General features: G+C 61.9%; 21 protein-coding genes and 1 pseudogene. 14 read left to right on the forward strand and 8 right to left on the reverse strand.

What is annotated here, in order from left to right:
• Positions 1–323 (forward strand): globin domain-containing protein (locus tag BLQ74_RS26330; protein WP_090268072.1); only part of this gene is annotated, 323 nt, incomplete at its 5' end.
• Between the two features lie 178 nt (positions 324–501).
• Here the strand turns inward: BLQ74_RS26330 and BLQ74_RS26335 are convergent.
• The 3 genes from BLQ74_RS26335 to BLQ74_RS26345 all read right to left on the reverse strand — a co-directional run bounded on the left by BLQ74_RS26335 (position 502) and on the right by BLQ74_RS26345 (position 2,386).
• Positions 502–1,008, reverse strand: a complete 507-nt coding sequence (locus BLQ74_RS26335) for a ProQ/FinO family protein (RefSeq protein WP_090268401.1) — start codon at positions 1,006–1,008, stop codon at positions 502–504.
• 81 nt (positions 1,009–1,089) lie between these two features.
• Positions 1,090–1,404: an EthD family reductase gene (locus tag BLQ74_RS26340; protein ID WP_090268403.1), complete on the reverse strand. Its 315-nt coding sequence runs from the start codon at positions 1,402–1,404 to the stop codon at positions 1,090–1,092.
• A gap of 490 nt (positions 1,405–1,894) precedes the next feature.
• Positions 1,895–2,386: a winged helix-turn-helix transcriptional regulator gene (locus BLQ74_RS26345; RefSeq protein ID WP_090268405.1), complete on the reverse strand. Its 492-nt coding sequence runs from the start codon at positions 2,384–2,386 to the stop codon at positions 1,895–1,897.
• A 110-nt stretch (positions 2,387–2,496) separates the two neighbouring features.
• Between BLQ74_RS26345 and fabF the strand changes: the two genes are divergently transcribed.
• Positions 2,497–3,765, forward strand: coding sequence for a beta-ketoacyl-ACP synthase II (gene fabF / locus BLQ74_RS26350; RefSeq protein WP_090268407.1), 1,269 nt, complete (start codon positions 2,497–2,499; stop codon positions 3,763–3,765).
• A gap of 147 nt (positions 3,766–3,912) precedes the next feature.
• Here fabF and BLQ74_RS26355 read toward each other — a convergent pair whose 3' ends face one another.
• Both BLQ74_RS26355 and BLQ74_RS26360 read right to left on the reverse strand, forming a co-directional pair.
• Entirely contained in the window at positions 3,913–4,272 is a 360-nt protein-coding gene (locus BLQ74_RS26355) for a RidA family protein (protein ID WP_090268409.1), read from the reverse strand.
• A 20-nt stretch (positions 4,273–4,292) separates the two neighbouring features.
• Complete coding sequence (locus tag BLQ74_RS26360) at positions 4,293–5,549, reverse strand: D-amino acid dehydrogenase (protein ID WP_090268411.1); 1,257 nt, start codon at positions 5,547–5,549, stop codon at positions 4,293–4,295.
• 111 nt (positions 5,550–5,660) lie between these two features.
• Between BLQ74_RS26360 and BLQ74_RS26365 the strand changes: the two genes are divergently transcribed.
• The 5 genes from BLQ74_RS26365 to BLQ74_RS26380 all read left to right on the forward strand — a co-directional run bounded on the left by BLQ74_RS26365 (position 5,661) and on the right by BLQ74_RS26380 (position 10,147).
• Entirely contained in the window at positions 5,661–6,635 is a 975-nt protein-coding gene (locus BLQ74_RS26365; protein WP_090268413.1) for a LysR family transcriptional regulator, read from the forward strand.
• Between the two features lie 271 nt (positions 6,636–6,906).
• Positions 6,907–7,029: a hypothetical protein gene (locus BLQ74_RS28005; RefSeq protein ID WP_280139901.1), complete on the forward strand. Its 123-nt coding sequence runs from the start codon at positions 6,907–6,909 to the stop codon at positions 7,027–7,029.
• Between the two features lie 53 nt (positions 7,030–7,082).
• Complete coding sequence (locus BLQ74_RS27510; protein ID WP_170842881.1) at positions 7,083–7,751, forward strand: ABC transporter substrate-binding protein; 669 nt, start codon at positions 7,083–7,085, stop codon at positions 7,749–7,751.
• 63 nt (positions 7,752–7,814) lie between these two features.
• Positions 7,815–9,470, forward strand: a complete 1,656-nt coding sequence (mhpA, locus tag BLQ74_RS26375; RefSeq protein WP_090268417.1) for a bifunctional 3-(3-hydroxy-phenyl)propionate/3-hydroxycinnamic acid hydroxylase MhpA — start codon at positions 7,815–7,817, stop codon at positions 9,468–9,470.
• Positions 9,471–9,472: 2 nt separating this feature from the next.
• A complete protein-coding gene (locus BLQ74_RS26380; RefSeq protein WP_090268419.1) occupies positions 9,473–10,147 on the forward strand; it encodes a TetR/AcrR family transcriptional regulator in 675 nt (224 codons plus the stop codon).
• A gap of 26 nt (positions 10,148–10,173) precedes the next feature.
• Here the strand turns inward: BLQ74_RS26380 and BLQ74_RS26385 are convergent.
• A pseudogene (locus BLQ74_RS26385) lies at positions 10,174–10,661 on the reverse strand (oxidoreductase); the annotation flags it as partial.
• Between the two features lie 380 nt (positions 10,662–11,041).
• On the opposite strand from BLQ74_RS26385, the gene BLQ74_RS26390 reads away from it, so the two are divergent.
• From BLQ74_RS26390 to BLQ74_RS26410, 5 genes are all read left to right on the forward strand, one after another.
• A complete protein-coding gene (locus BLQ74_RS26390) occupies positions 11,042–11,656 on the forward strand; it encodes a TetR/AcrR family transcriptional regulator (RefSeq protein ID WP_090268420.1) in 615 nt (204 codons plus the stop codon).
• 87 nt (positions 11,657–11,743) lie between these two features.
• Entirely contained in the window at positions 11,744–12,835 is a 1,092-nt protein-coding gene (locus BLQ74_RS26395; protein WP_090268423.1) for a VOC family protein, read from the forward strand.
• Positions 12,836–13,003: 168 nt separating this feature from the next.
• Positions 13,004–13,960, forward strand: coding sequence for a fumarylacetoacetate hydrolase family protein (locus BLQ74_RS26400; protein WP_090268425.1), 957 nt, complete (start codon positions 13,004–13,006; stop codon positions 13,958–13,960).
• Positions 13,960–15,858, forward strand: coding sequence for an acyl-CoA synthetase (locus tag BLQ74_RS26405; RefSeq protein WP_090268427.1), 1,899 nt, complete (start codon positions 13,960–13,962; stop codon positions 15,856–15,858). The genes BLQ74_RS26400 and BLQ74_RS26405 overlap by 1 nt, the downstream gene beginning before the upstream one ends.
• Positions 15,859–16,019: 161 nt before the next feature.
• Positions 16,020–17,339, forward strand: coding sequence for an OmpP1/FadL family transporter (locus tag BLQ74_RS26410; RefSeq protein ID WP_090268431.1), 1,320 nt, complete (start codon positions 16,020–16,022; stop codon positions 17,337–17,339).
• A 113-nt stretch (positions 17,340–17,452) separates the two neighbouring features.
• Here BLQ74_RS26410 and BLQ74_RS27860 read toward each other — a convergent pair whose 3' ends face one another.
• Both BLQ74_RS27860 and BLQ74_RS27865 read right to left on the reverse strand, forming a co-directional pair.
• Positions 17,453–17,890: an amidohydrolase family protein gene (locus BLQ74_RS27860; RefSeq protein ID WP_244507277.1), complete on the reverse strand. Its 438-nt coding sequence runs from the start codon at positions 17,888–17,890 to the stop codon at positions 17,453–17,455.
• A 99-nt stretch (positions 17,891–17,989) separates the two neighbouring features.
• Entirely contained in the window at positions 17,990–18,259 is a 270-nt protein-coding gene (locus BLQ74_RS27865; protein ID WP_244507278.1) for a hypothetical protein, read from the reverse strand.
• 223 nt (positions 18,260–18,482) lie between these two features.
• Between BLQ74_RS27865 and BLQ74_RS26420 the strand changes: the two genes are divergently transcribed.
• Complete coding sequence (locus BLQ74_RS26420) at positions 18,483–19,088, forward strand: TetR/AcrR family transcriptional regulator (protein WP_090268433.1); 606 nt, start codon at positions 18,483–18,485, stop codon at positions 19,086–19,088.
• A 273-nt stretch (positions 19,089–19,361) separates the two neighbouring features.
• Positions 19,362–21,221, forward strand: a complete 1,860-nt coding sequence (locus tag BLQ74_RS26425) for a DUF1302 domain-containing protein (protein WP_090268435.1) — start codon at positions 19,362–19,364, stop codon at positions 21,219–21,221.
• Positions 21,222–21,224 lie beyond the last annotated feature (3 nt).

The following is a 21,224-nucleotide window of genomic DNA, read 5'->3' on the forward strand; positions in this document are numbered from 1 at the left end:
TCATGGACGAACTGCCGGATGCGGCCGACCTGCGCCGCATGCACCCAGAAAACCTGGAACAGTCTCGCGACAAACTGGCCTGTTTCCTCAGCGGCTGGCTGGGCGGCCCAAAGCTGTTCAGTGAAAAATACGGTTCCATCTCCATCCCGTCTTTCCACGCCCAATGGCCGATCGACGAAGCACGCAGCGCCGCCTGGTTAAGCTGCATGGAGCGCGCCATTGCCCTGCAACCCTTCTCGCTGGAATTCGCCGAATACCTGCTGACGCAACTGCGCGTGCCGGCACACCGGGTAGTACAGGCGAGCCGAGCGCGGCACGGCTGAGCCATCTCTGCCGCCTGCCCGGCCCTTTGCCCTTCCGAGGTTCCTTGTGGCCGGTTTCTGCCGGTCGCGACGTGCAGAAACCGGCCAGAAGCTGCCCTTCGAATCGCCTTGCCAGCGCATCGCGCGCCTTGCCAGTAATCTGAGTGGTTGGATGACTCGATGCAGGGCGCGCGTGAATTCAGTCCGCGGTCAGTTCCTCTGGGATAACGGTTGGGGCCGGGACACGCGCTTTTTGCTTCGCTCGATTTCGTCGGTCTTGGCTGCGTTGCCGCGACGCCTGTTGCTTCGCGTACTGCGCCTGAGCGGCGGTCACAGTACCAGCTGCTTGACCTCTCAAGTCCAGGCGTAGCGCATTCTCCACCAAGCTTGCCCAGTAACGAGTTCCCCGGCACCAAGTGGCGATGCCCATTTTGAGCTGTTCGCTGGTTATTCCGAGCAGCTCCAGGTGTTGCTCAGCATCCTTGAAGATGCCTTGCTTCAGCGGAACCTTGGGCGCCGGATTGACAGGAAAGGCCAAAGGAAAGTGCTTCTGCAATCGCCAGATCGCTTCCACCGCGGGGTCTTGGTCACGAGGCTTCGCCTGCGGGGAGGACTTCTGCTTGGGGCGCATTGCGCTGCTGGTCTTTGCCTGCTCTTTCTCAGCCCGCAGGCGGTCACGTAGTCCAGCTAGTTGTTCAAAACCCATCGTTCAATTCACAGCTTCGAGGTTGATTCGTGGCGCAAGGTTATTCCATATAGCCCTTGGGAGCATCTGAAATAAGGATGGTCAGCCCACCACTACCTCACTGATCTGCAGTACTGGCTTTTGGTCCGTGTAATTCGCGATGTCCGCCAAAATCTCTTTTGCGTGTGGGCCAAAGCCCGCCTGAAAGGCCTCCACCGAGTCGCAGAAGATGTGGCACATGCCAACGTATGTCGCCGGCGCTCCGGGTTCTGCACCAGACAGTCCCTTATCGATCGTGTAGTACTTGCATTTGTCCCCCATGCGCTCCTTCACAAGGGGCATATGCTTGTCTCGGTAATAGTCATGGTCGAATCGAGCGCCTGGGGCATTTGGGTACATCACGCTAACTTTGATCATGGGCAAGTCTCCAATCACTAGGGCCGGGTTGCTATCATATCCATCATGCACGCCTGTTGCTGTGGCTGGGAACAACTTGGCCTTTGCCCTCGCGGGCCAGCCTGCTATCCCCTCCGTCAAGGAGGCGTCAGCAACCTCTTCTGGCCGGTTTAGGGTATCCGCGAACGGCCACAACGGATCGGAAGCTGCCTCTTACGAGAGGCAGCTAATGGCCGATCTCTGCCTGTCGTGATCGGCAGAATTCGGCTGTGGACTCAACCGATCAGAGTTCCTGAGGCAATCGCTGAGCATTCTCGATCAGTGCATTCACCACTGTCTCGGTGTCCTTTCCAACTGCCGCTGCAAGCGTCCGTCTGGGTCGAGTGCAGCGGTATGCTGGTTGATCGCCTTGGGCGTGCCATGGATGGTGAGTTACAAGGCGGATAACCGCTGGCAGTCATAAAGTGCCGCGCTCATCCGCTGCACTGTCCCTCAATCGACCTGGCAAAGTTCAATCCTGGTCAGCCATGGATCCCAGCCGCTTACGCATGCCCGCGCTGGCGGCTGGTCCGGCCTGCACGCGGCACTGGTCCAAGGGCACAAGATGGCCATCGGCGATATCCGCCATCACCGGCAGCACCGGCCGCCCAGTCTCCCGCTCGACAATCTGCACGCTTTCCCCTTCTGGCGCGTAATGGCGATTGCCCCAGACCACAAAGGCCATGAGCACCACGCGGAAATCTTCGCCCTTGGCAGTCGGCACGTATTGGTAGCGCAGCGGGCGCTGACTGTAAGGCTGACGCTCGAGCAGCCCCGCCTCCACCAGCGAGTTCAAGCGTCTGGTGAGCATGTTCGGGGCAATATCCAGGCTTCGGGAAAACTCCTCAAAGCGTCTGAGGCCATGCAGGGCATCGCGCATGATCAAAATGCTCCACCACTCGCCAACCCTTTCCAGGCTACGGGCGATCGGGCATTCGGCATGGATGAGGGTCTTGCGCTGCATGGCAGTTCCTTACGGGGTTCAAACATTTGTTGGTTTGGCATGTTACTTTCATAATGATAGTAACGTCCATATGTCGCTACCCCCCCATAAGCAGAAGGAGTTGGACCATCATGAACAAACGTATCGTCGTCACAGGCATGGGCGCACTGACCCCACTTGGCTGCGGAGTCGAGCAGATATGGCAACGCCTGCTGGCTGGGCAGTCGGGGATCCGCCAGTTGCCGCGGGAGCTAATCGGCGATCTGTCGATCAGCATCGGCGGCCAGGTTCCCGACCGCACCCAAGACCCTGAGGCCGGATTCGATCCGGATCTACTGCTGGCACCAAAAGAACAGCGCAAGATGGACCGCTTCATTCTGTTCGCCCTGGCAGCGGCCCATGAAGCGTTGACACAGGCCGGCTGGGCGCCGCAAACCCCAGAGGCGCAGGAGCGCACCGCCACCATCATCGCTTCGGGCGTGGGCGGATTTCCGGCGATTGCCGAAGCCGTGCGGACGACTGACAGCAAGGGGCCGCGGCGCTTATCACCCTTCACCATTCCGTCATTTCTCAGCAATATGGCCGCCGGTCATGTCTCAATTAGTCATGGCTTCAAGGGGCCGTTGGGGGCTCCAGTGACGGCGTGTGCGGCGGGCGTCCAGGCCATCGGCGACGCTGCGCGGATGATTCGTGCGGGGGAAATTGACGTGGCGCTCTGTGGCGGGGCGGAAGCGGCTATTCACCGGGTCAGCCTGGCTGGCTTCGCTGCCGCACGCGCCCTGTCGAGCGATTACAACGACACCCCGGAGCGCGCCTCGCGCCCCTTCGATCAGGCCCGCGACGGTTTCGTTATGGGCGAAGGCGCCGGCCTGCTGGTCATCGAAGAGTTGCACCATGCCCTGGCGCGCGGCGCCAAGCCCATTGCCGAACTGGTGGGTTATGGCACCAGCGCCGATGCGTACCACATGACCGCCGGGCCGGAAGACGGCGACGGCGCCCGCCGGGCGATGCAGCAGGCACTGCGCCAAGCCGGCGTGGAAGCATCCCAGGTTCAGCACCTGAATGCCCACGCCACCTCGACCCCAGTGGGTGATAAAGGCGAGCTGGCGGCAATCAAAGCCCTGTTCGGCAAAGACAGCGGCCTTGCGATCAGTTCGACCAAATCCGCCACTGGCCACTTGTTGGGTGCCGCAGGGGGGATCGAGGCGATCTTCACCGTACTTGCGCTGCGCGATCAAGTGGCTCCGGCGACACTCAATCTGGAAGCCCCGGATGCCGCTGCCGAAGGCCTAAACCTGATTCGCGGCCGGGCCCAGCACCTGCCCATGGAGTATGCCCTGTCCAATGGCTTCGGTTTCGGCGGGGTCAACGCCAGCGTGCTGTTCCGACGCTGGATTTAAGTCCGGTTTCAGTGTCGTTGAGGTTTCAGCATAGATCGGTCGAGACCTCAACATCCCCCAGGACATTGGTCCTACCCATCAACCACCCCACTTACCGCCTTCGACCCCGCTATCGGGGTATTTCAGCAATGAAAGCCAATCATCCACTCAAGTTGGTGCTTTTGCTGCGACCAGCATGATTTCTACACGGACATCTGAAGACGCCAAGTTGGCTTCAATTGTTGCTCTCGCTGGCGCAGTTCCAGCCGGAAGCCAATTGACCCAGACTTGGTTCATCGCGGCAAAATCGCACTGAATGTCTTTCAGCCAGATCTGAGCTGCTAAAATCTGCGCCCGGCTACTTCCAGCCTGCTCGAGCAGGCGATCGATTTTCGCCAACACCTCATGGGTCTGCCCTGCACAGTCAAGGGTTCGATCATTGGGAACCTGCCCGGAAAGGTATACCAGCCCCGCGTGAACGACGGCGCCACTCAAGCGCTCAGTGGATTCGATGCGTTGAATCGACATGTGTATCTCCTTGCTTCTTTTCATGTGTGTTGACCCGGCAGAGCCAGACCTTCAAGGGATATGGGTGCGGACCGTCCAGCAACTAGATCGGCGATTACCTGAGCGCTGGCGCAGGCCAGGGTGAAGCCGAGGCTGCCGTGGCCAGCATTCAACCAGAGGTTTTTCATCGGACTGGCGCCGATGATCGGCGGACCTTCCGGCGTTGAGGGGCGTAGGCCAGCCCAGATCGACGCCTCGGCGTAGTCGCCCGCGCCGGGAAATGTCTCCATGCAAAGGCGCCGAAGGGCCGCCAGCCGCTGGGGATCAGGAGTGGCATCGCGCACACCGATATCGACCATCGCCGCGATCCGGAACCGATCGCCCAGGCGGGCATAAACCACCTTGTTGTCGAAGTCGGTGACGCTGGCGTCAGGCACCTGGGCGTCGCTGGTCAGCGGCAGCGTCAGGCTGTATCCGCGCAGTGGATACAGAGGCAGCCGAATACCCAGCTGTGCAGCTAATCGATCGCTACTATTTCCGGCCGCAAGTACGTAGTGATCGGCACCGACGTACTGCTCATTGACCAGGCGCAATGCAGTGATGGACACGCCTTTGCGCTCGAACCCCGCCACGCGTCCCTGTATCCGACGGTATCGACCGCTAGCCAGGAGGCACTGCTCCAATTGCACGCAGAACTGATAGCAATCGGCGGCCTCGTCGCCATCACTGTAAATGCCGCCGGCCAGCTTGCTGGCCAGGGTCTCCAGCGACGGTTCGAGCGAAAGGCAGCCCGTGACATCAAGTACCTGCTGTCCGCTATCACCGGCTTTCGCGGCAGCCGTCGCGAACCCTTTGGCGTCGCGGTGAATGACCAGCTTGCCGTTGCGTCGCCAGGCGAATCCATCCAGGCCGTGTACCTCCCGCCAGCTCTCGAGCACCGCTTGACTGTATAGGGCAAGCCGCAACAGATGCTCGCCATTACGCAGGTTGACGCTGCGGCGGCAAGCCAGCAGGAACTCCAGGCACCACCGCCACTGTCGCGGGTCAAGGCGCGGACGGAAACGTAGGGGGGCCCTTGCCCCTTGCAACATCCAACCCAGTGCCTTGATTGGTACGCCGGCATCGGCGAGGGGCGACACATAGCGATAGCTGAGCTGTCCGCCATTCGCGTGGCTGGTTTCCTCGCCAACCCCGGCATTCGTCTCGATCAGAGTGACCTGCTGCCCACTGCATACCAGTGCCCACGCCGTCGCCACGCCGACCACGCCGCCCCCAATCACGGCTACATGTTTGGTCATCTGTCTCGCACCTTGAATTCGGATGCCGGGACAATAAGCGGGCGGCAATGGAAGGAGCCAATGAACAATCGGCGCTAGAGTATTTCCTAAAGTTATGGCCTTGGAGACCTCATGCGTCTACGTCACATCGAAATTTTCCAGGCGATTCTGCAGACCGGTTCCGTAACCGGAGCGGCCAGTTTGCTGAATATTTCCCAGCCGGCAGCAACCAAGGCACTCCAGCACGCCGAAGCGCAACTGGGTTTCAGTCTATTCCACCGGGTACGCGGCAAGCTGCAACCAACCGCAGAGGCGCGCATCCTCGAGGGCGCCACCATCCGCGTGTTTGAGGACCTGCAGGCAGTCCGCCGCCTCGCCGTCAACCTGCGCGGCCAGGAGGACCAGGCGCTGCGGGTGATGACCACGCCAACCCTGGCTCACACCCTGCTCCCCAAGGTCATTCCGGCCTGGCACAAGCGCTACCCCTCCACCGCCTGCGAACTGGCCACACACCATACTCGTGAACTGGTGGAAAGCCTGCTGTTGCACGAAGCCGACATCGGCTTCTCCCTGCAGGATCCGAAGCATCCGGGTCTACGCGTTCAGGCGCTGGCGCAGGGGCGCATGCAGGTGATCGCCGGCCAGAATTACTGGAGCGCTGACGCCTTGCAGCAGCCTATGACGATGGAAGATCTCAGTGACTTGCCGCTGATTGGCCTGGATAGCCGCGACGCGCTCGGCGGCCAACTTACCCACCACCTATCCGAGGCCAGCGCTGCACCGCGCATCGAAATTCGCGTGCAGACCTATCATCTGGCGCGCTCCTTGGTAGAAGCCGGCATGGGCCTGGCCATCGTCGATCCGTTCACCGCCTATTCCGGCGTCGACGGTGCCTTGCAGGTCAGAGAGCTACGCCCACCAATCCCCGTGAACCTTTTCGCGCTGAGCCGCGCCGACGGCCGCCTCTCGGCCTCGGCGACCTGGCTGCTGCGTCAGGCCGCGAGTTGCGCAGAAGGTTTCGTACGGCTTCATCGGGCCAACCTGGCCGGCGGCAACCATGCCGGCAAAGACGGAACGGGAGAGATTCCGAGGGCGACCAAAGCATAACCTTAGGTTATTGAGCATACCCGCATTGCTATTTGCTCCAGCACTCTTCCTGCCTCAAGCATGCGGAAACCCCCTAGGCGGGGGGCGAGCAAGTTCCAGATACACCAACAATTAAGTCGCCGGAGCAACGTTCCAGTCGCTAACCGGCTCGATAACGACGCTGAATTCCTACAACAAGACTGCCGTTAGAGATCATCTGGAGAACCCCCATGACACTCAGTCAATGGCCAAAACAAGGCACCATCCCCTCTTTGCTCGTGCAGCCATACTGGTGGGCACCCTCGCAGCGCTGCTGCCCCCCACTCTGGTCCAGGCCGCGACGCTACGCCTGGGCATCGCTGAAGACGCCCTGACGCTCGACCCCATCGCATCCAGCGACAACCCGTCCTGTTAATCTTCGACCATCTCGTACGACCTAGCGCCGATGGCACCCGACTCGAACCCGGCTTGGCCGAACGTTGGGACGTCGCCGAGGACGGTAAGTCGTACACCTTCCACCTGCGCGATGCGAAGTTCTCCAATAGAGAACCGGTGACAGCAGACGACGTGGTCTATTCGCTGCAGCGCGCCGCCGGTGAAAAGTCGGAGTGGGTGCGCTTCTTCAAACCCATCACCCGCTACGAAGTGATCGACGCGCACACACTGCGTCTCGGGCTCGACCAGCCTTTCACGCCGATGCTCAACAATCTGGCCCTGTTCAGTGCCTCGATCCTGCCGCGCAAGGCCCTGGAGAGTACCGCATCCAGCAAGGCGTCCTTTCTCAGCAGCGCGCCTGGTTCACGCGCAAGCGCGCACAACAGTGCGAAGGGCGTGGGCGTGAGCGCCACGGCCCGCCCCTGCCGGGTCAGGCAGGCATTGCCCTCGTCGAGTTCGAAATCGGCGAAACGGATCCGCGGGGATCGGGATTGGGCTGCAGACGCGCCACGTTCGATACCTATTGGCTCGGAAGACTTTTCATCGATGCTCCTTCGACTCTATCGACGCCATTGCGCCGTTCACGAGACATGGCCGTGCGGGGCACGGCGCCCGCCCCGGACAGCGCTGGATGCTGACGACCGGCGGCCTCCAAATAATGACACACAAGCCAATATTGAAACTTGTCTCACTTTTAACTAGCCTGACTCCCGCCTGACGATGGGACCCCGCGTCCCACGATTTCAATCACAACAAGGGCTCGCTATGAACAACAAGAAAACCTCCGCACTGCTTCCGGAAACGGTCGATGTACTGGTAGTAGGCAACGGTCCTGCCGGGGCGACACTCGCCGCGCTGCTGGGACGTTATGGAGTCAGGACACTGGTGCTGGACAAGACCCATGAGGTCATGCTGATGCCCCGGGCGATCGCGCTGGACAACGAGGCGCTGCGCATCCTGCAACTCGCCGGACTGGCGGAAGACGCCTTCGAGAAGATCGTGATTTCCGAAGTACGGATGCACTCGCCGCTGCTCGGTCAGTTCGGCCGGGCCAACACCGCGGGCTGCATCGATGGCCACCCCAAGCTGGTGACCTTCTACCAACCCGACCTCGAGCACGCGATGCGCAACAAGGTCGCCCAGCTCGATTCCGTCACCAGCCTGGGCGGCTACGAGCTGGAACGCCTGTCGGAACAGCCGGACGGCGTCGTCGCCTCCGTGCGGGACGAAGAAGGCCAGGTGCACTTCATCCGCGCCCGTTATCTCGTCGGCGCCGATGGCGCCAGCTCCAGGGTCAGGAGCCTGATCGGCCAGGACTTCGTCGGCGAGACCTATGCCGAGGATTGGCTGATCGTCGACACCAGCGATCGACAGACAAAGGCCATCGATCACGTCGAATTCATCTGCGACCCCAGCCGCCCCGTACCGCATATGCCCGCGCCGGGTGGCAGGGAGCGCTGGGAGTTCATGCTGCAGCCGGAGGAGACCCGGGAAGAGATGGAAAACCCGGAGAACATCGCCCGCCTGATCGCCCCCTGGATCGATCCTCGAGAACTCAAGATCGAACGCAAGGCGGTCTATCGATTCCACGCCCGCTGCTGCAACAGCTTCAGCAAGGGACGCGTCTTCCTCGTGGGCGATGCCGCCCACATCACGCCCCCCTTCGTTGGCCAAGGCCTGGTCGCCGGTCTTCGCGATGTCGCCAACCTATCCTGGAAACTCGCCTGGGTGCTGCGCGGCCAAGCCAGTGCTTCGATACTGGGCAGCTACGACCAGGAGCGCCGGCCGCATGCCAAGGCGATGATCGACATGGCCAAGCTCATGGGGCGCCTGGTCATGCCCAGAAGCAAGCTGGGCGCCTTCCTGACCCACGGCTTGATGCGCCTGCTCGGGCTGACGCCGGCTACCCGAAAGTACTTCGAGGACCTGGAGATCAAACCGAAGAACCGCTTCAGGCAGGGGCTGTTCAAGCCCCATCGCCGCGGCGACCGGCTGGCTCGCGGCGGCCTGTTCCCCCAGGCCTGGGTTCGCGATGCGCAGGGACGGATTCACCTGAGCGACGACGCACTGGGAGACAACCTCACCCTGGTGGGTTTTGGCATCGACCCGATGGCGCAACTCTCCCCTGCCCAGGTTTCATCCTGGCTGGGCATGGGGGGCAGCTTCCTCCAGGTGGTGCCGTGCGGCCAACGCCCGACAGGCAACACAACGACAGTCGAGGACCTCAACCACGGCCTCCTGCCGCTCGCGGCCAAGGGCACGCTGGTCGCGATCCGCCCCGACCGCCACATCATGCATCACGCCCTTGCCGAAGACGCGGGCGACCTGCTCGCGACGTGCCGTGAGCTGCTGGCCAGCGACGGCTCCAATGCCCGGGGCGTTTCCGCTACCATCAGCGAGCCTCCCCGATTGCGAGCCTGACAATGCCCTCCCCCACCTCCTCGTCCGAAACGGACTCGTCCCAGCCTCTCACGCGCGGCCACAAGAAGCGCGAACGCACTCGCCGCGGCTTGATCGATGCGGCGCTGCGGCTGGTTGCGCGCAAGGAGGTGGGGGAAATCGCCCTGCTCGAGGTCGCCACGGAGGCGGAAGTCTCCAACGGCACCATCTACAACTACTTCCGCACCCGCGAAGAAGTGCTCGAGGCAGTGGGCATCGCGATGGCGGATGAGTTTTCCGATGCCATCTCTGCGCTGAGCGCGAACGTGCAGAGCGGCGCCCAGCGGCTATCGATCGGCGTGCGCATGTTCATAGGCCGGGCCGTCGATGACCCACAATGGGCCAACGCCCTGTTGCGCATTTTCCATTTCGACCAAGCGATGCGCTCGCGACTGGCCGCCCACGTCCTCGACGACTTGCAGGAAGGCCTGCGCGAAGGCGCATTCACTTACGAGGACGAGGACATCGCCCTGGACCTGGTGGTTTCCTGCACCACCGGGGCGATGCGCTCGGTCGTAGAAGGCCGAGCGATAGCCGAACACGACGCGCGAGTCGCCGAAATGATCCTCAGGGCTTTGGGCGCTACGCCCGCCAAAGCCAGGAGGATCGCCAATCTTCCGTTACCCGTTGCGTCCGGGGACGCATCTTCCGTCAATTAAGCCTGGCTGACCCACTGCCGATAAGTCTTCGCGAACTCCAGGAGCGCGAGCCGACTGCTATCGCGAGTCTGCCCTTGCATGGCCGGACTCTCGTAGCTGCCGCCTGACAGCTCGACCAGGTCGACTACCATCCCGTTCAGCATGTCCACGACCCAGGCCGCATCCTCAGCGTCGAAGCCGCCGGGCTGGAAATCGGCCGAATTGAGCTTCACGGCCACGCAGAAGGTCGGCGCCACGCGCTGGCGCATGGCATCGAAGGCGCGCAGGAGGATGCGTGCGCAATTTTCCAGGCTGCCGCCCCACTGATCGGGGCGCCTGTTGGTGCGGGGCGGTCGACCATGACGTTGCCGGTGATGACCAGCCCGGCTCCGCCTTTGGCCCACCCGCGGTAGAGCCTGATCAATGCCTCACCGGGCGCGTGGTCCTCGTCCGCGAGGTTTTCCTCCATCGCCGCCTTGGCAATCAAGGTGCCGTTGGGCAATTGCAGCGGTTCGAAAAGTTTTGACGTGCTCATGCGCGCTCCTTCAGTAGGCGAGATATCGCGCACCGATTCATGGTTCGGATCGGTATCGATACGAACCGGATGCCCCGCCGCGCCAAACCACGCGAGCCAGATCAGAGGCATCGGCCGACTGGAAGTGAGCCGGTGCGAATCGACGGGAGTAGGACGTCGAGGCTAAATTATCTTCATTTATTGAACATTAATGTTCAATATTTTTTCTGAGAACGGCCCCTTTTTTCGCCCGGCGCGTATCAATAAACGGATAATAAGCCGAATTTAGTCGGCCTTATAGCCGAAAGCCCCATGTCATCCGGCGAAAGCACGAAAATTGCCATTGACCAAAATTGATCATACGTGTTCAATCTTCCTCAGAGAGAAACTGGAGGCCGAGCGTGAAACCCCTGAGCCCTGCACAGCGACGTATCCATCAAGCTGCCCTGCGCCTGTTCGCCGAGCGCGGCGCGGCCGACGTGAGCATCAGCGACCTGGCGATCGAGGCCAATGTCGCCCGCGGGACCGTCTACAACAACGTGCCGAGCATGGAGCACCTGTTCGAAACGGTTGCCGCTCACCTCAGCGCCGAGATGCATGAACGGGTCAAGAAGAGTTTCGAGACCCTCGACGACCCTGCCCAACGGCTGGCCAATGGCGTCCGCTTCTTCATCCGGCGCGCCCATGAAGAGCCCCAGTGGGGTTCATTCATTCATCGCTTCGCCATGAGCGACTCCGCCCTGCGCGAGATGTTCGCCAGCCAGGCGACGAGGGACCTGCTGGAGGGATTCGCCAGTCAGCGCTACCGCTTCCAGCAGGACCAGCTGTTTTCGGTCATCACGCTGATTTCCAGCGCAGTGCTGGGGGCAATGTTCCTGGTGCTGGAAGGACACAAGACCTGGCGCGAAGCGGGTACCGATACGGCGGAGTTTCTGCTCCGGGCCCTCGGCGTGTCCCTCGAGGAAGCGAGAAGCCTGGCGGCCGCGGAGCTACCGGCACTCCCCGCGATCGGCTAGATCCGTCGCAATGGATGTGGTTGACGCCCCCGTCAGACAGGGGGCGCGGCCGGCTTTTGCCTGAAGAAAGTTCGGAGAACAAGAACAATGACCAGCAGTACTGCATTACCGCGATTGGCGACGCCTCAACCGGTCCGGCATCCCTCCCCCATGGTCAAGGCCCAGCGCCTCGCCCACCTGATTTTCGAGCGCCCCGACCTCGAGGAAGCGGCACGCTTCCTGACTGACTTCGGCCTGACGATCAGCCATCAGGATGCGGATACGCTCTACCTCCGCGCAGCCGATCCCACGCCCTATTGCTATCGCGTCCACCGTGCCGCGCAGGCGCGCTTTCTGGGTTTCGGACTGGAAGTCCGCAGCGAGGAGGATCTGGAGCGTCTAACGCAGGTTCCCGGTGCGTCCTCGATCGAGAAGATCCAGCATCCGGGCGGCGGTCGGCAGGTCAGACTGATCGACCCTTCCGGATTCGTGGTAGAGGCCATCCACGGACAATCTCCCTGCGATCCGCTGCCGCACAGGCCGGCACTTGCGCTCAACTTCGACGAGAAGCAGCCGCGGATCAACGACACCCAGCGCCCTCCGATAGCGCCGCCCGAGGTACTGAAGCTGGGGCATGTCGTCATCGAGGTAGCCGACTACCAGGCCACCTGCGCGTGGTACACGCAGCATCTTGGCTTCATTCCCAGTGACGTGCAGGTGCTTCCGGACGGCTCGCCCATAGTCACGTTCATGCGCCTGGATCGAGGTGACACGCCGGCGGATCACCACACCCTCGCGATTGCCCAGGGATTCATGGCGACCTACAGCCACAGCGCCTACGAACTCGTCGACGCCGATGCCGTGGGCATGGGGCAGCGCGTCCTGCAGGAACGCAGCTGGAAGCATGCCTGGGGAATCGGCCGACACATCCTCGGCAGCCAGATCTTCGATTACTGGCAGGACCCCTGGGGCGACAAGCACGAGCACTACTGCGATGGCGATGTCTTCACCGCCTCGCACCCCACCGGCGTTCACTTCGTCAGCCCTGAAGCCATGGCGCAGTGGGGGCAGCGAATGCCCAGGAGCTTCACCAAGCCCAAGCTCAGCCCGAGCAACCTGCTCGCCTTGCTGCGCAACCTGAGGCGCAGCCCGGACCTGACGCTGCACAAGCTGAAAGCGCTGATGCGCCTGTTCGGTTAACGCCGCGTCAGCGCCCCGATCAATCTCGACAGGCGAGCGGCTCTTCGGGTCAGCGCCGCCATGGCGGGCTGTGCGCCCATCGGCGGCCCGACCGAGTTCGCCGCATCCCCACAACTAAGCCCCCGAACCCGCGAACACGGGGAAAACGATGCTCCAGGAGTGCCTTCAATGCCAGCCGTACACGTCGTCCGCTTCGAACACCAGAACACCGTTCAATGGGGTGTGATCCGCCAGGGCCGCATCACGCCGATTCCCGGCGAATTCGCTACGACCGGGGATTTCATCCGCCAGAACAGCGTCGAGGACCTGGCTCAGCTCAAGGGCAGCGAGCTGGCCGAGAGCGAGGTGAAATTGCTGTCGCCGGTGACCCGCAACCAGCAGTTCGTGTGCCAGGGCGCCAACTATCGCCAGCACATGATCGAGTCCGGCATGGACCCCGACGCGAAAAAATTCAACATGATCTTCACCAAGGCGACGAGCTGCCTGGTGGCGGCCGACAGCGTCCTGATCAAGCCGCGCAGCGTGCGCTTCCTGGACTACGAAATCGAGCTGGGCCTGATCATGAAGCGCGCAATCAGCGGCGCCGTTTCCGTCACCGACAGCAACCTGCACGAGTTCATCGCCGGCGTCGTCATCGTCAACGACTACTCGGCCCGCGACATCCAGATTCCGCAGATGCAGTTCTACAAGGGCAAGAGTTTCCGCACCTTCGGCCCGGTCGGCCCGTACCTCTGCCTGCTGGGCGAAAAGGACATGCACTACCTCAAGGCCCTGCAACTGCGCCTGACGGTCAATGGCCAGGTGCGCCAGGACGACAGCACCGCCAACCTGGTCTACGGCCCGGCGGAAACCCTCACCGAACTCTCGTCTGTGCAGGATCTCGATACGGGCGACCTGATCGCCACCGGCACGCCGGCCGGCTGCGCCCTATCCATCCCCTCTCCCGCCAAGCAGAAAATCGCCGCGCTGATGTCCGAAGCCACCAAGTGGAAGCTCTTCCTCAAGGCGCAGGAAAGCCGGCCGCAATACCTCAAGGTCGGCGACGTCGTCGAAGCACGCATTCGCAGTGCCGATGGCGCGATCGACCTGGGAGTACAACGCAACCGCGTCGTGGGAGAAGCCTGATGACCGTGCAGACCCTTGCCGACATCACGGCGCTCGAAAGAGTCCCGCTGGCGGACCGCCACCTGGCGCCGAGCACCTATGAAGCCCTGCGCCGTACCGCCGAAAGCGTTCCCGAAGCGCCGGCGTTGAGCTTCGTCCCCCATGCTTCGGACTTCAAATACATCTTCGACTGGAACTACGCGCAGCTCTTCGCGGAAATCACCCGCGCGGCGAACGCCTTCCACGACCTGGGCATAGTGCCCGGGGAGGTGCTTGCCTTCCTGCTGCCCAACCTGCCGGAGACCCACTTCACCATATGGGGCGGCGAAGCGGCGGGCATTGTCATGGCGATCAACCCCTTGCTAGAGGCCAAGCAGATCGCCAGCCTGCTCCAGTCGGCCAATGCGTCGGTGGTTGTGACGCTGGCTCCCACTCCCGGCAGCGACTTCTGGCCCAACCTGGCCGCGCAACTCGATGACCTGCCGGGAATCAGGCATGTGGTCTGGGTGAGCATGGAACCCTATGTCAGCGAGCAGGAGCGTGCCGCACTCAGCGTGATGGCACGAAGGGAGCGAGAGCTGCAAAGCGGCGTCCCCATCCATGATCTGCGCGTGCTGATGGACGCCCAACCCGGAACCCACCTCAAGAGCGGCCGGCGTATTCGCCCCGAAGAGCACTCGTCCTACTTCTGCACCGGCGGCACCACGGGCCTGCCCAAGATCGCCGCCCGCACGCACGGTTCGGAAGTCTTCAACACCTGGGCGATGGCTGCCCATCTGCAACCGCGCAGCAGCCAGGTGATCTTCTGCGGCCTGCCGCTCTTCCACGTCAATGGCCAACTGGTCACCGGGCTGATGCCCTGGACCCAGGGCGATCACGTGATTCTCGGCACGGCACAGGGTTATCGCGACCCCGAGGTCATTCCCAACTTCTGGGAAATGGTCGAGCACTTCGGCATCAATTTCTTCTCCGGCGTGCCAACCGTCTATTCAGCCCTGCTCAGATGCGACCCTTCGACCCGCGAATTGTCGAGCCTTCGATACGCGCTCTGCGGCGCCGCGCCGATGCCCGTCGAACTGTTTCGCGAATTCGAACGCCGAACCGGCGTGCGCATCCTCGAAGGCTATGGCCTGACCGAAGGGGCCTGCGTTTCCTCGGTGAATCCGCCGTACGGCGAGCGGCGTGTCGGCTCCATCGGGATACGCCTGGCCTACCAGGACATGCGCGCGGTGATCCTGGGCCCAACGGGCGAGTACGAGCGCGACGCCCACACCGATGAGGTCGGCGTCATCGCCATTTGCGGCCCGAATCTGTTCGCTGGCTATCTGGATGAAAGCCACAACCAGGGGCTCTGGATCGAAATCGAAGGCCAACGCTGGCTCAACACCGGCGACCTGGGACGCCAGGACGCAGAGGGCTATTTCTGGCTCACAGGTCGCAAGAAGGAGCTGATCATCCGGGGCGGCCACAACATCGACCCGAAGCAGATCGAGGAGGTGCTGCAGGCCCACCCCGCCGTCGCACTGGCCGCGGCGATCGGCAGCCCGGATGCCTATTCCGGCGAGATTCCGGTGGCCTACGTGCAACTGAAGCCAGGACTGTCCTGCAGTGGCGAAGAACTCCTGGCATTCGCTAGCGAGAACATCAGCGAACGCGCCGCCGTGCCCAAGCGCGTCGAAGTATTGAACGAACTGCCACTGACTGCAGTGGGCAAGATATTCAAACCCGGCCTGCAACAACGGGAAGTCGTCTGCGTAGTAAAACGGGAAGTTGCAAACCTGGGACTTCCGGACATTCCAGTAGAGGCCGTGCAGGACAACAAGCGCGGGCTGCTCGTGAACATTCGCGCCGGAACTTACCAGCAGACTCTAGCCCCTGTCCTGGGACGATACAGCCTGCAGATTCAATGGAGTGAGTGAAGCCGACTTACTTCAGTCGATCGAAAGAGCTCCTGCAACCGACGCCATTGCAAGCCAGGTATTGGAAACCATCCCAAGCGACCCTGACATATGCGCAGGCGGGCATCGCTTTGCCTGCTGTTCCCGTCTGCGCGCCCAACAAAAACAATAAGAGGTAAAAGATGCATAAAAATTGCTGCGCGATACTTGAAGAACCCATCCTTCAACAGAATACGGGGTGGTTCAAACTGGCTGTTACCGCTGCATTGATCGGTAGCTCGTCAACTGCACTCGCCAATGGTCTTACGCTCAACGAGCAGAGCGCAAGCAGTGCGGGCACTGCCTATGCGGGACGATCGTCTTCCGCGCTGGATGCAAGCACCATATATGGAAACCCCGCCGGGTTGACCAAGTTGCGGCGCAGTGAAGCGAGCGGTGGCATCGCCGTTCTCTCCATAAACGATGACATCAGCGACGCGAATAGCAACGCACAAGGAACGAACAAGGGCGACTCTGCGCCGACAGCAGTCATTCCATTCGCCTACTTGTCCACCCCCATCGATGAGCGCCTTTCGGTGGGACTGGGACTCTATGTTCCCTTTGGGCTCGTCAATGATTACGAAAGTACATTCCAAGGTCGTTACTTCGGCTCTTACAGCAAGACCCAGATCATCACCCTGCAACCGACGATTGCCTATCGCATAAACGAGCATCTGTCGATCGGCGGCGGCCCGACCCTCAATCACTTCGACGCGAAGCTTCAGAACAATCTGGCCACCGGCAACTTGAACAACGGCAAGGAGACATTGGTCACGATCAAGGGAGACGATACGGCAATTGGTTACAACATCGGCTTCCTGGTTGATTTCAATGGAGCAACGAGTTGGGGCGTCACCTATCACTCCAAGGTCAGCTATAAATTAAAAGGGTATACGGAAGTCTCCGACTCGCCTGGCTTCCTGTCGCTGAACGGGAAATACAACGCAACCGTAGACATCGACACGCCGGAATCGCTGGATACTTCCATCACCCATCACTTCAGCGATCGCTGGACCGGATACCTCGGCACTACCTGGACACGCTGGAGCCGCCTGGACAAATTCGAGGCCGTCAACAGCAACGTGTCCCCGATCGGCCAAGCCGCTGGCCTGGGCCGTGTCGGTGAAAAGCTGAACTGGCACGACACCTGGTCGACCGCAGTCGGCGCCTCTTATGAGTTGAATTCCCAGTGGCTGCTGCGGGCGGGTTTCGCCTACGACCCTTCACCCGTTCGCAACGCCGACCGAAGCGTCCGCATCCCCGTCGCCAACCGCAAGTCCGTGACCCTGGGCGCAGCCTATTCGCCGAACACCGACATGACGATCGACGTTGCCTACGGTTACCTGTGGGACTCCGAGGCCTCGGTCAACCAATCGAGCGACTCTAGCCTTCAACCAGCGTACAGCGCCAAATTCAATAACAGCGCGAATGGGCTGGCCGTGCAGTTGACCTATCGATACTGATCGACGATCGACCAACTGATTGCGGGTTCCGAGCGTCGCCGTCCCCTGGCTAGGACAGCGCGCCCGAGCCCGCCAAACCGTCGCACCGGAATGCACGACGGACACCGCTGCTTTCAGCGGTTCCGAATGCGCTCAGCCAGCGCCCCCAACGGTTTCACCATGCCGCGGCGAATATGTCCTGAGAAACTCTCAGCGGCGTAGATGGGGGGCCGGCGTGACCTACTCTCCTGGCAAACGATAGTGCGGAAACAGGCCAAGCGCGTTGCCGCGATTGATCTCGTACTGGGTATCCGCCGACCACAGGCTGTCCTCATCCAGCGAATGCGCGGATAGCGCTCCAGCGTCCCGCTGAGGATCAGGTTCACCGCTGCACGCGTGGTGTCGCAGAGGAACTCGATGAGAAAACCCGGCGTCTGCAGGCCGATCTGCTCGCTGGTCGCGTGCATGTTCGGATGGACGAAGACCGTAGCCTGACGGCGCTCCAACTCGGCCATCAGCTCTTCGAAACGAGGGTCGCCCAGGAACACCCCATCGGTGCTGCCCAGCAGCACCACACCATCCGCTCGCAGCTCATCCAGCGCCCGCGACAGGCCGCCTCGGTGAAAGGCATGGGCAGCACGGCGAAGTTGCCGAAGCGCCCCGGGTAGTCTTCACGCATCTGCGCGGCGAAGTCGTTGCAGCGCATGGCCAATTCGCGCGCCTGTTCCAACCCCGCCACCGAAGTGCACGCCCGGCGCTGAGAGCGAGGTAATGGCGGTCTGGATGCCATTAAGGTCCATGACCTCAATCGACTTTGCCGGCGTCCACTTGGGCAGCGGCGCGCCGGCGACCTTCTCCAGTCCCATCCGCTCCATCATGGCGACGAAGGCTGGAGGGATGACGTGATGATGGACGTCTATGCGCCCTTGTTTTACGGACATGAGTATCCCCGGTCAGACGTGGTTGAATACCGCGAGCGCTGACGCCCGAGGCACGGCAGGCACAAAAATGGACAAAACAATCAAAAAATGAACACAATCGTTCACATGATGTCAATAAAGACTCAGAGCCTGCCTCCAAGTCCAGTATTTCAGGAAGACAAAAAACACTTGACTCCTAGTGAACACAATTGCTCACTCATAGCCATTCAGAGCAGGATTTCTTATGAGTGCTATCGAAAAACGTATCCACGACGCCGCCATCCGCATCTTTGCCGAGAAGCGCATCGATGAGATCAATGTCAGCGAACTGGCGCAGACCGCCGGCGTGGCCCGCGGCACCATCTACAAGAAGCTGGAATCCATCGACTCGCTCTTCGAAGATGTCGCCAGCCAACTGGCCGCCGAAATGAACGATCGCGTCGGACGCAGCGCCGCCCCCGATCTTGCTCCGGAGCAGCGCCTGGCTAACGGTATCCGCTTCTATATCCGCCGGGCCCACGAGGAACCGCACTGGGGGAATTTCCTGGTGCGCTACTCCGCTTCCAGCGCATCCCTGCAGAAGCTCTGGGACGGCCCACCGGTCAGGGACGTGCTCGACGGTCTCTCCCAGCAGCGTTACAGCTTCCGCCCGGAGCAACTGGTGTCGGTAATCGGCTTGCTTGCCGGCTCGGTGCTATTCGCCATCACCCTGGTCCTGGAAGGACACAAGACCTGGCGCGACGCCGGCTCGGATACCGCCGAACTGGTGCTGCGCGCACTCGGTGTCAGCCCTGACGAGGCCCGAGCCTTCGCTACGGCGCCGCTGCCCGTGCTCCCCAGCATCGACTGACCCGGCCCCACTCCATCAATTGAAAGGCGCGCCTCTCGGCGCGCCGGCGGTTCCCGCTCACCCCAAAAAAAGGAGACAACAACAATGAAACAACTCCTTAACCACTCCCGCCTGCCGCTGCCACCCGTGTCCAGACCGCCAGCCGTCTGAACGATGCGGCAGCGCCGCCGCTAGCACCGCGCCGATCGCCCTTCTTGCTGCGCTCGTTCAACCGAGCGTTGGGGCGGCGCTCACCCCGCAGAAAGTCAAAAAACAACAACAAGAGGCTTCACCATGACAAGGGCAGTCCCCCCAAGCTGCAGGCCGTTGCGCCTGACCGCGGCATTCGCCATCTACACCCTGGCGATGCCCAGCAGCCACGCGGCGACCTTCTCCATCGGCGAGATTCAGGGCCAGTTCGACTCCTCGCTGTCGATCGGTTCCGCCTGGTCGACGCAGAATCCGAAGGCGGAGTTGCTGCACAGCCATAGCGTCGACGACGGCAAGCTCAACTTCCGCGAGGGCGATCCTATCTCCCGGGTGTTCAAGGGCGTCCACGACCTGGAGCTGAAGTACGGCGACAGCGGCATATTCGTGCGGGGCAAGTACTGGTACGACTTCGTCCTGAAGGACGAGGACATGCGCTACAAGAACATCAGCGACAGCGGCCGCGAGGAAGCCGCCAAGTCCGCCGGCGCCGAATTCCTCGATGCGTTCGTCTACCACAACTACGAGTTCCGCGAGCTGCCCGGCGTTGTCAAGCTGGGCAAGCAGGTGGTGAACTGGGGCGAAAGCAGCTTCATCCAGGGGGGGATCAACTCGATCAACCCCATCGACGTCTCATCGTTCCGCCGCCCCGGCTCGGAGATCAAGGAAGGTCTGGTTCCGGTCAACATGTTCTATCTCTCGCAGAGCCTGAGCGAGAACTTCTCGGCGGAAACCTTCTACCAGCTCGGCTGGGACAAGACCGTCATCGACAACTGCGGAACCTTCTTCTCCACCAACGACGTGGTCGCCGACGGCTGCGGCGGCCTGCCGGTCGGGCCGATCATCTACCAGAACCCCCTGGCGCAGCAGGCGCTCTCGCCGTTTGGCATCAAGCTGACCAGCGAAGGCATCGAAATCCCCCGCGCCCACGACAACGATCCCCCCGACAGCGGTCAGTGGGGCCTGGCGCTGCGCTGGTTCAAACCGGACTGGGACAGCGAGTTCGGCGCCTACTTCATCAACTACCACAGCCGCCAGCCGTACATCAGCTCGGTGACCAGTCCTCACGTCGCGGACCTGGGCTTCGCCCCGACCTTGTGCGGCAACCTCGGCGTCCCCTCTTCCGCCTGCTCTTCGCTGATGGCGACGAGCGCGGGACAGAGCCTGACCCAGGCTTATCGTCTAGGCACTTCGCAGTACTTTGTCGACTACCCCGAGGACATCCGTCTCTACGGCCTGAGCTTCAGCACCAGCCTGCCCACCGGCACCACCCTCGCCGGCGAGATCAGCTATCGGCCGAACATGCCGGTGCAGATCAGCCCCTACGACCTGATCTCCGCCGGCACCGGCGTCACCGCGATCACCCCCTTACTCTCCTCGGGGGCTATCGACCTGCAGAACTCCACGGCCCTCTCAGGCTACCGGCGCAAGGAAGTGACCCAGGCGCAGATCACTGCCACGCACTTCTTCGACCAGGCGATGGGCGCGGACCGCCTGACGCTGATCGGCGAAGTCGGCATGACCCATGTCGGCGGCCTGGAGAGTCGCGACAAGATCCGCTACGGCCGCAGCACCGCGTACGGCTCGGGGGCGCTCGCGCCGGACAACAGCCTGTGTACCTCGACCAGCGAGACCCCGCAGTACTGCACCAACGACGGCTTCACCACCTCGACTTCCTGGGGTTATCGCGCGCGGGCCATCTGGGAGTACTCGAACATCATCCAGGGCGTGGAGCTCAAGCCCAACCTGGCCTGGTCCCACGACGTCGCCGGCTACGCCCCCGAGCCGGGCTTCAACGAAGGCTCCAAAGCCATCAGCGTCGGCATCGACGGCACCTACCTGAGCACCTACACAGCCAGCCTCTCGTACACCAACTTCTTTGGCGGTGATTACAACGTCAACGTGGACCGCGACTTCGTTGCCCTGAGTCTCGGTGTTTCCTTCTAACGG

Source organism: Pseudomonas panipatensis (genome assembly GCF_900099785.1).
GTDB classification, from domain to species: domain Bacteria; phylum Pseudomonadota; class Gammaproteobacteria; order Pseudomonadales; family Pseudomonadaceae; genus Pseudomonas; species Pseudomonas panipatensis.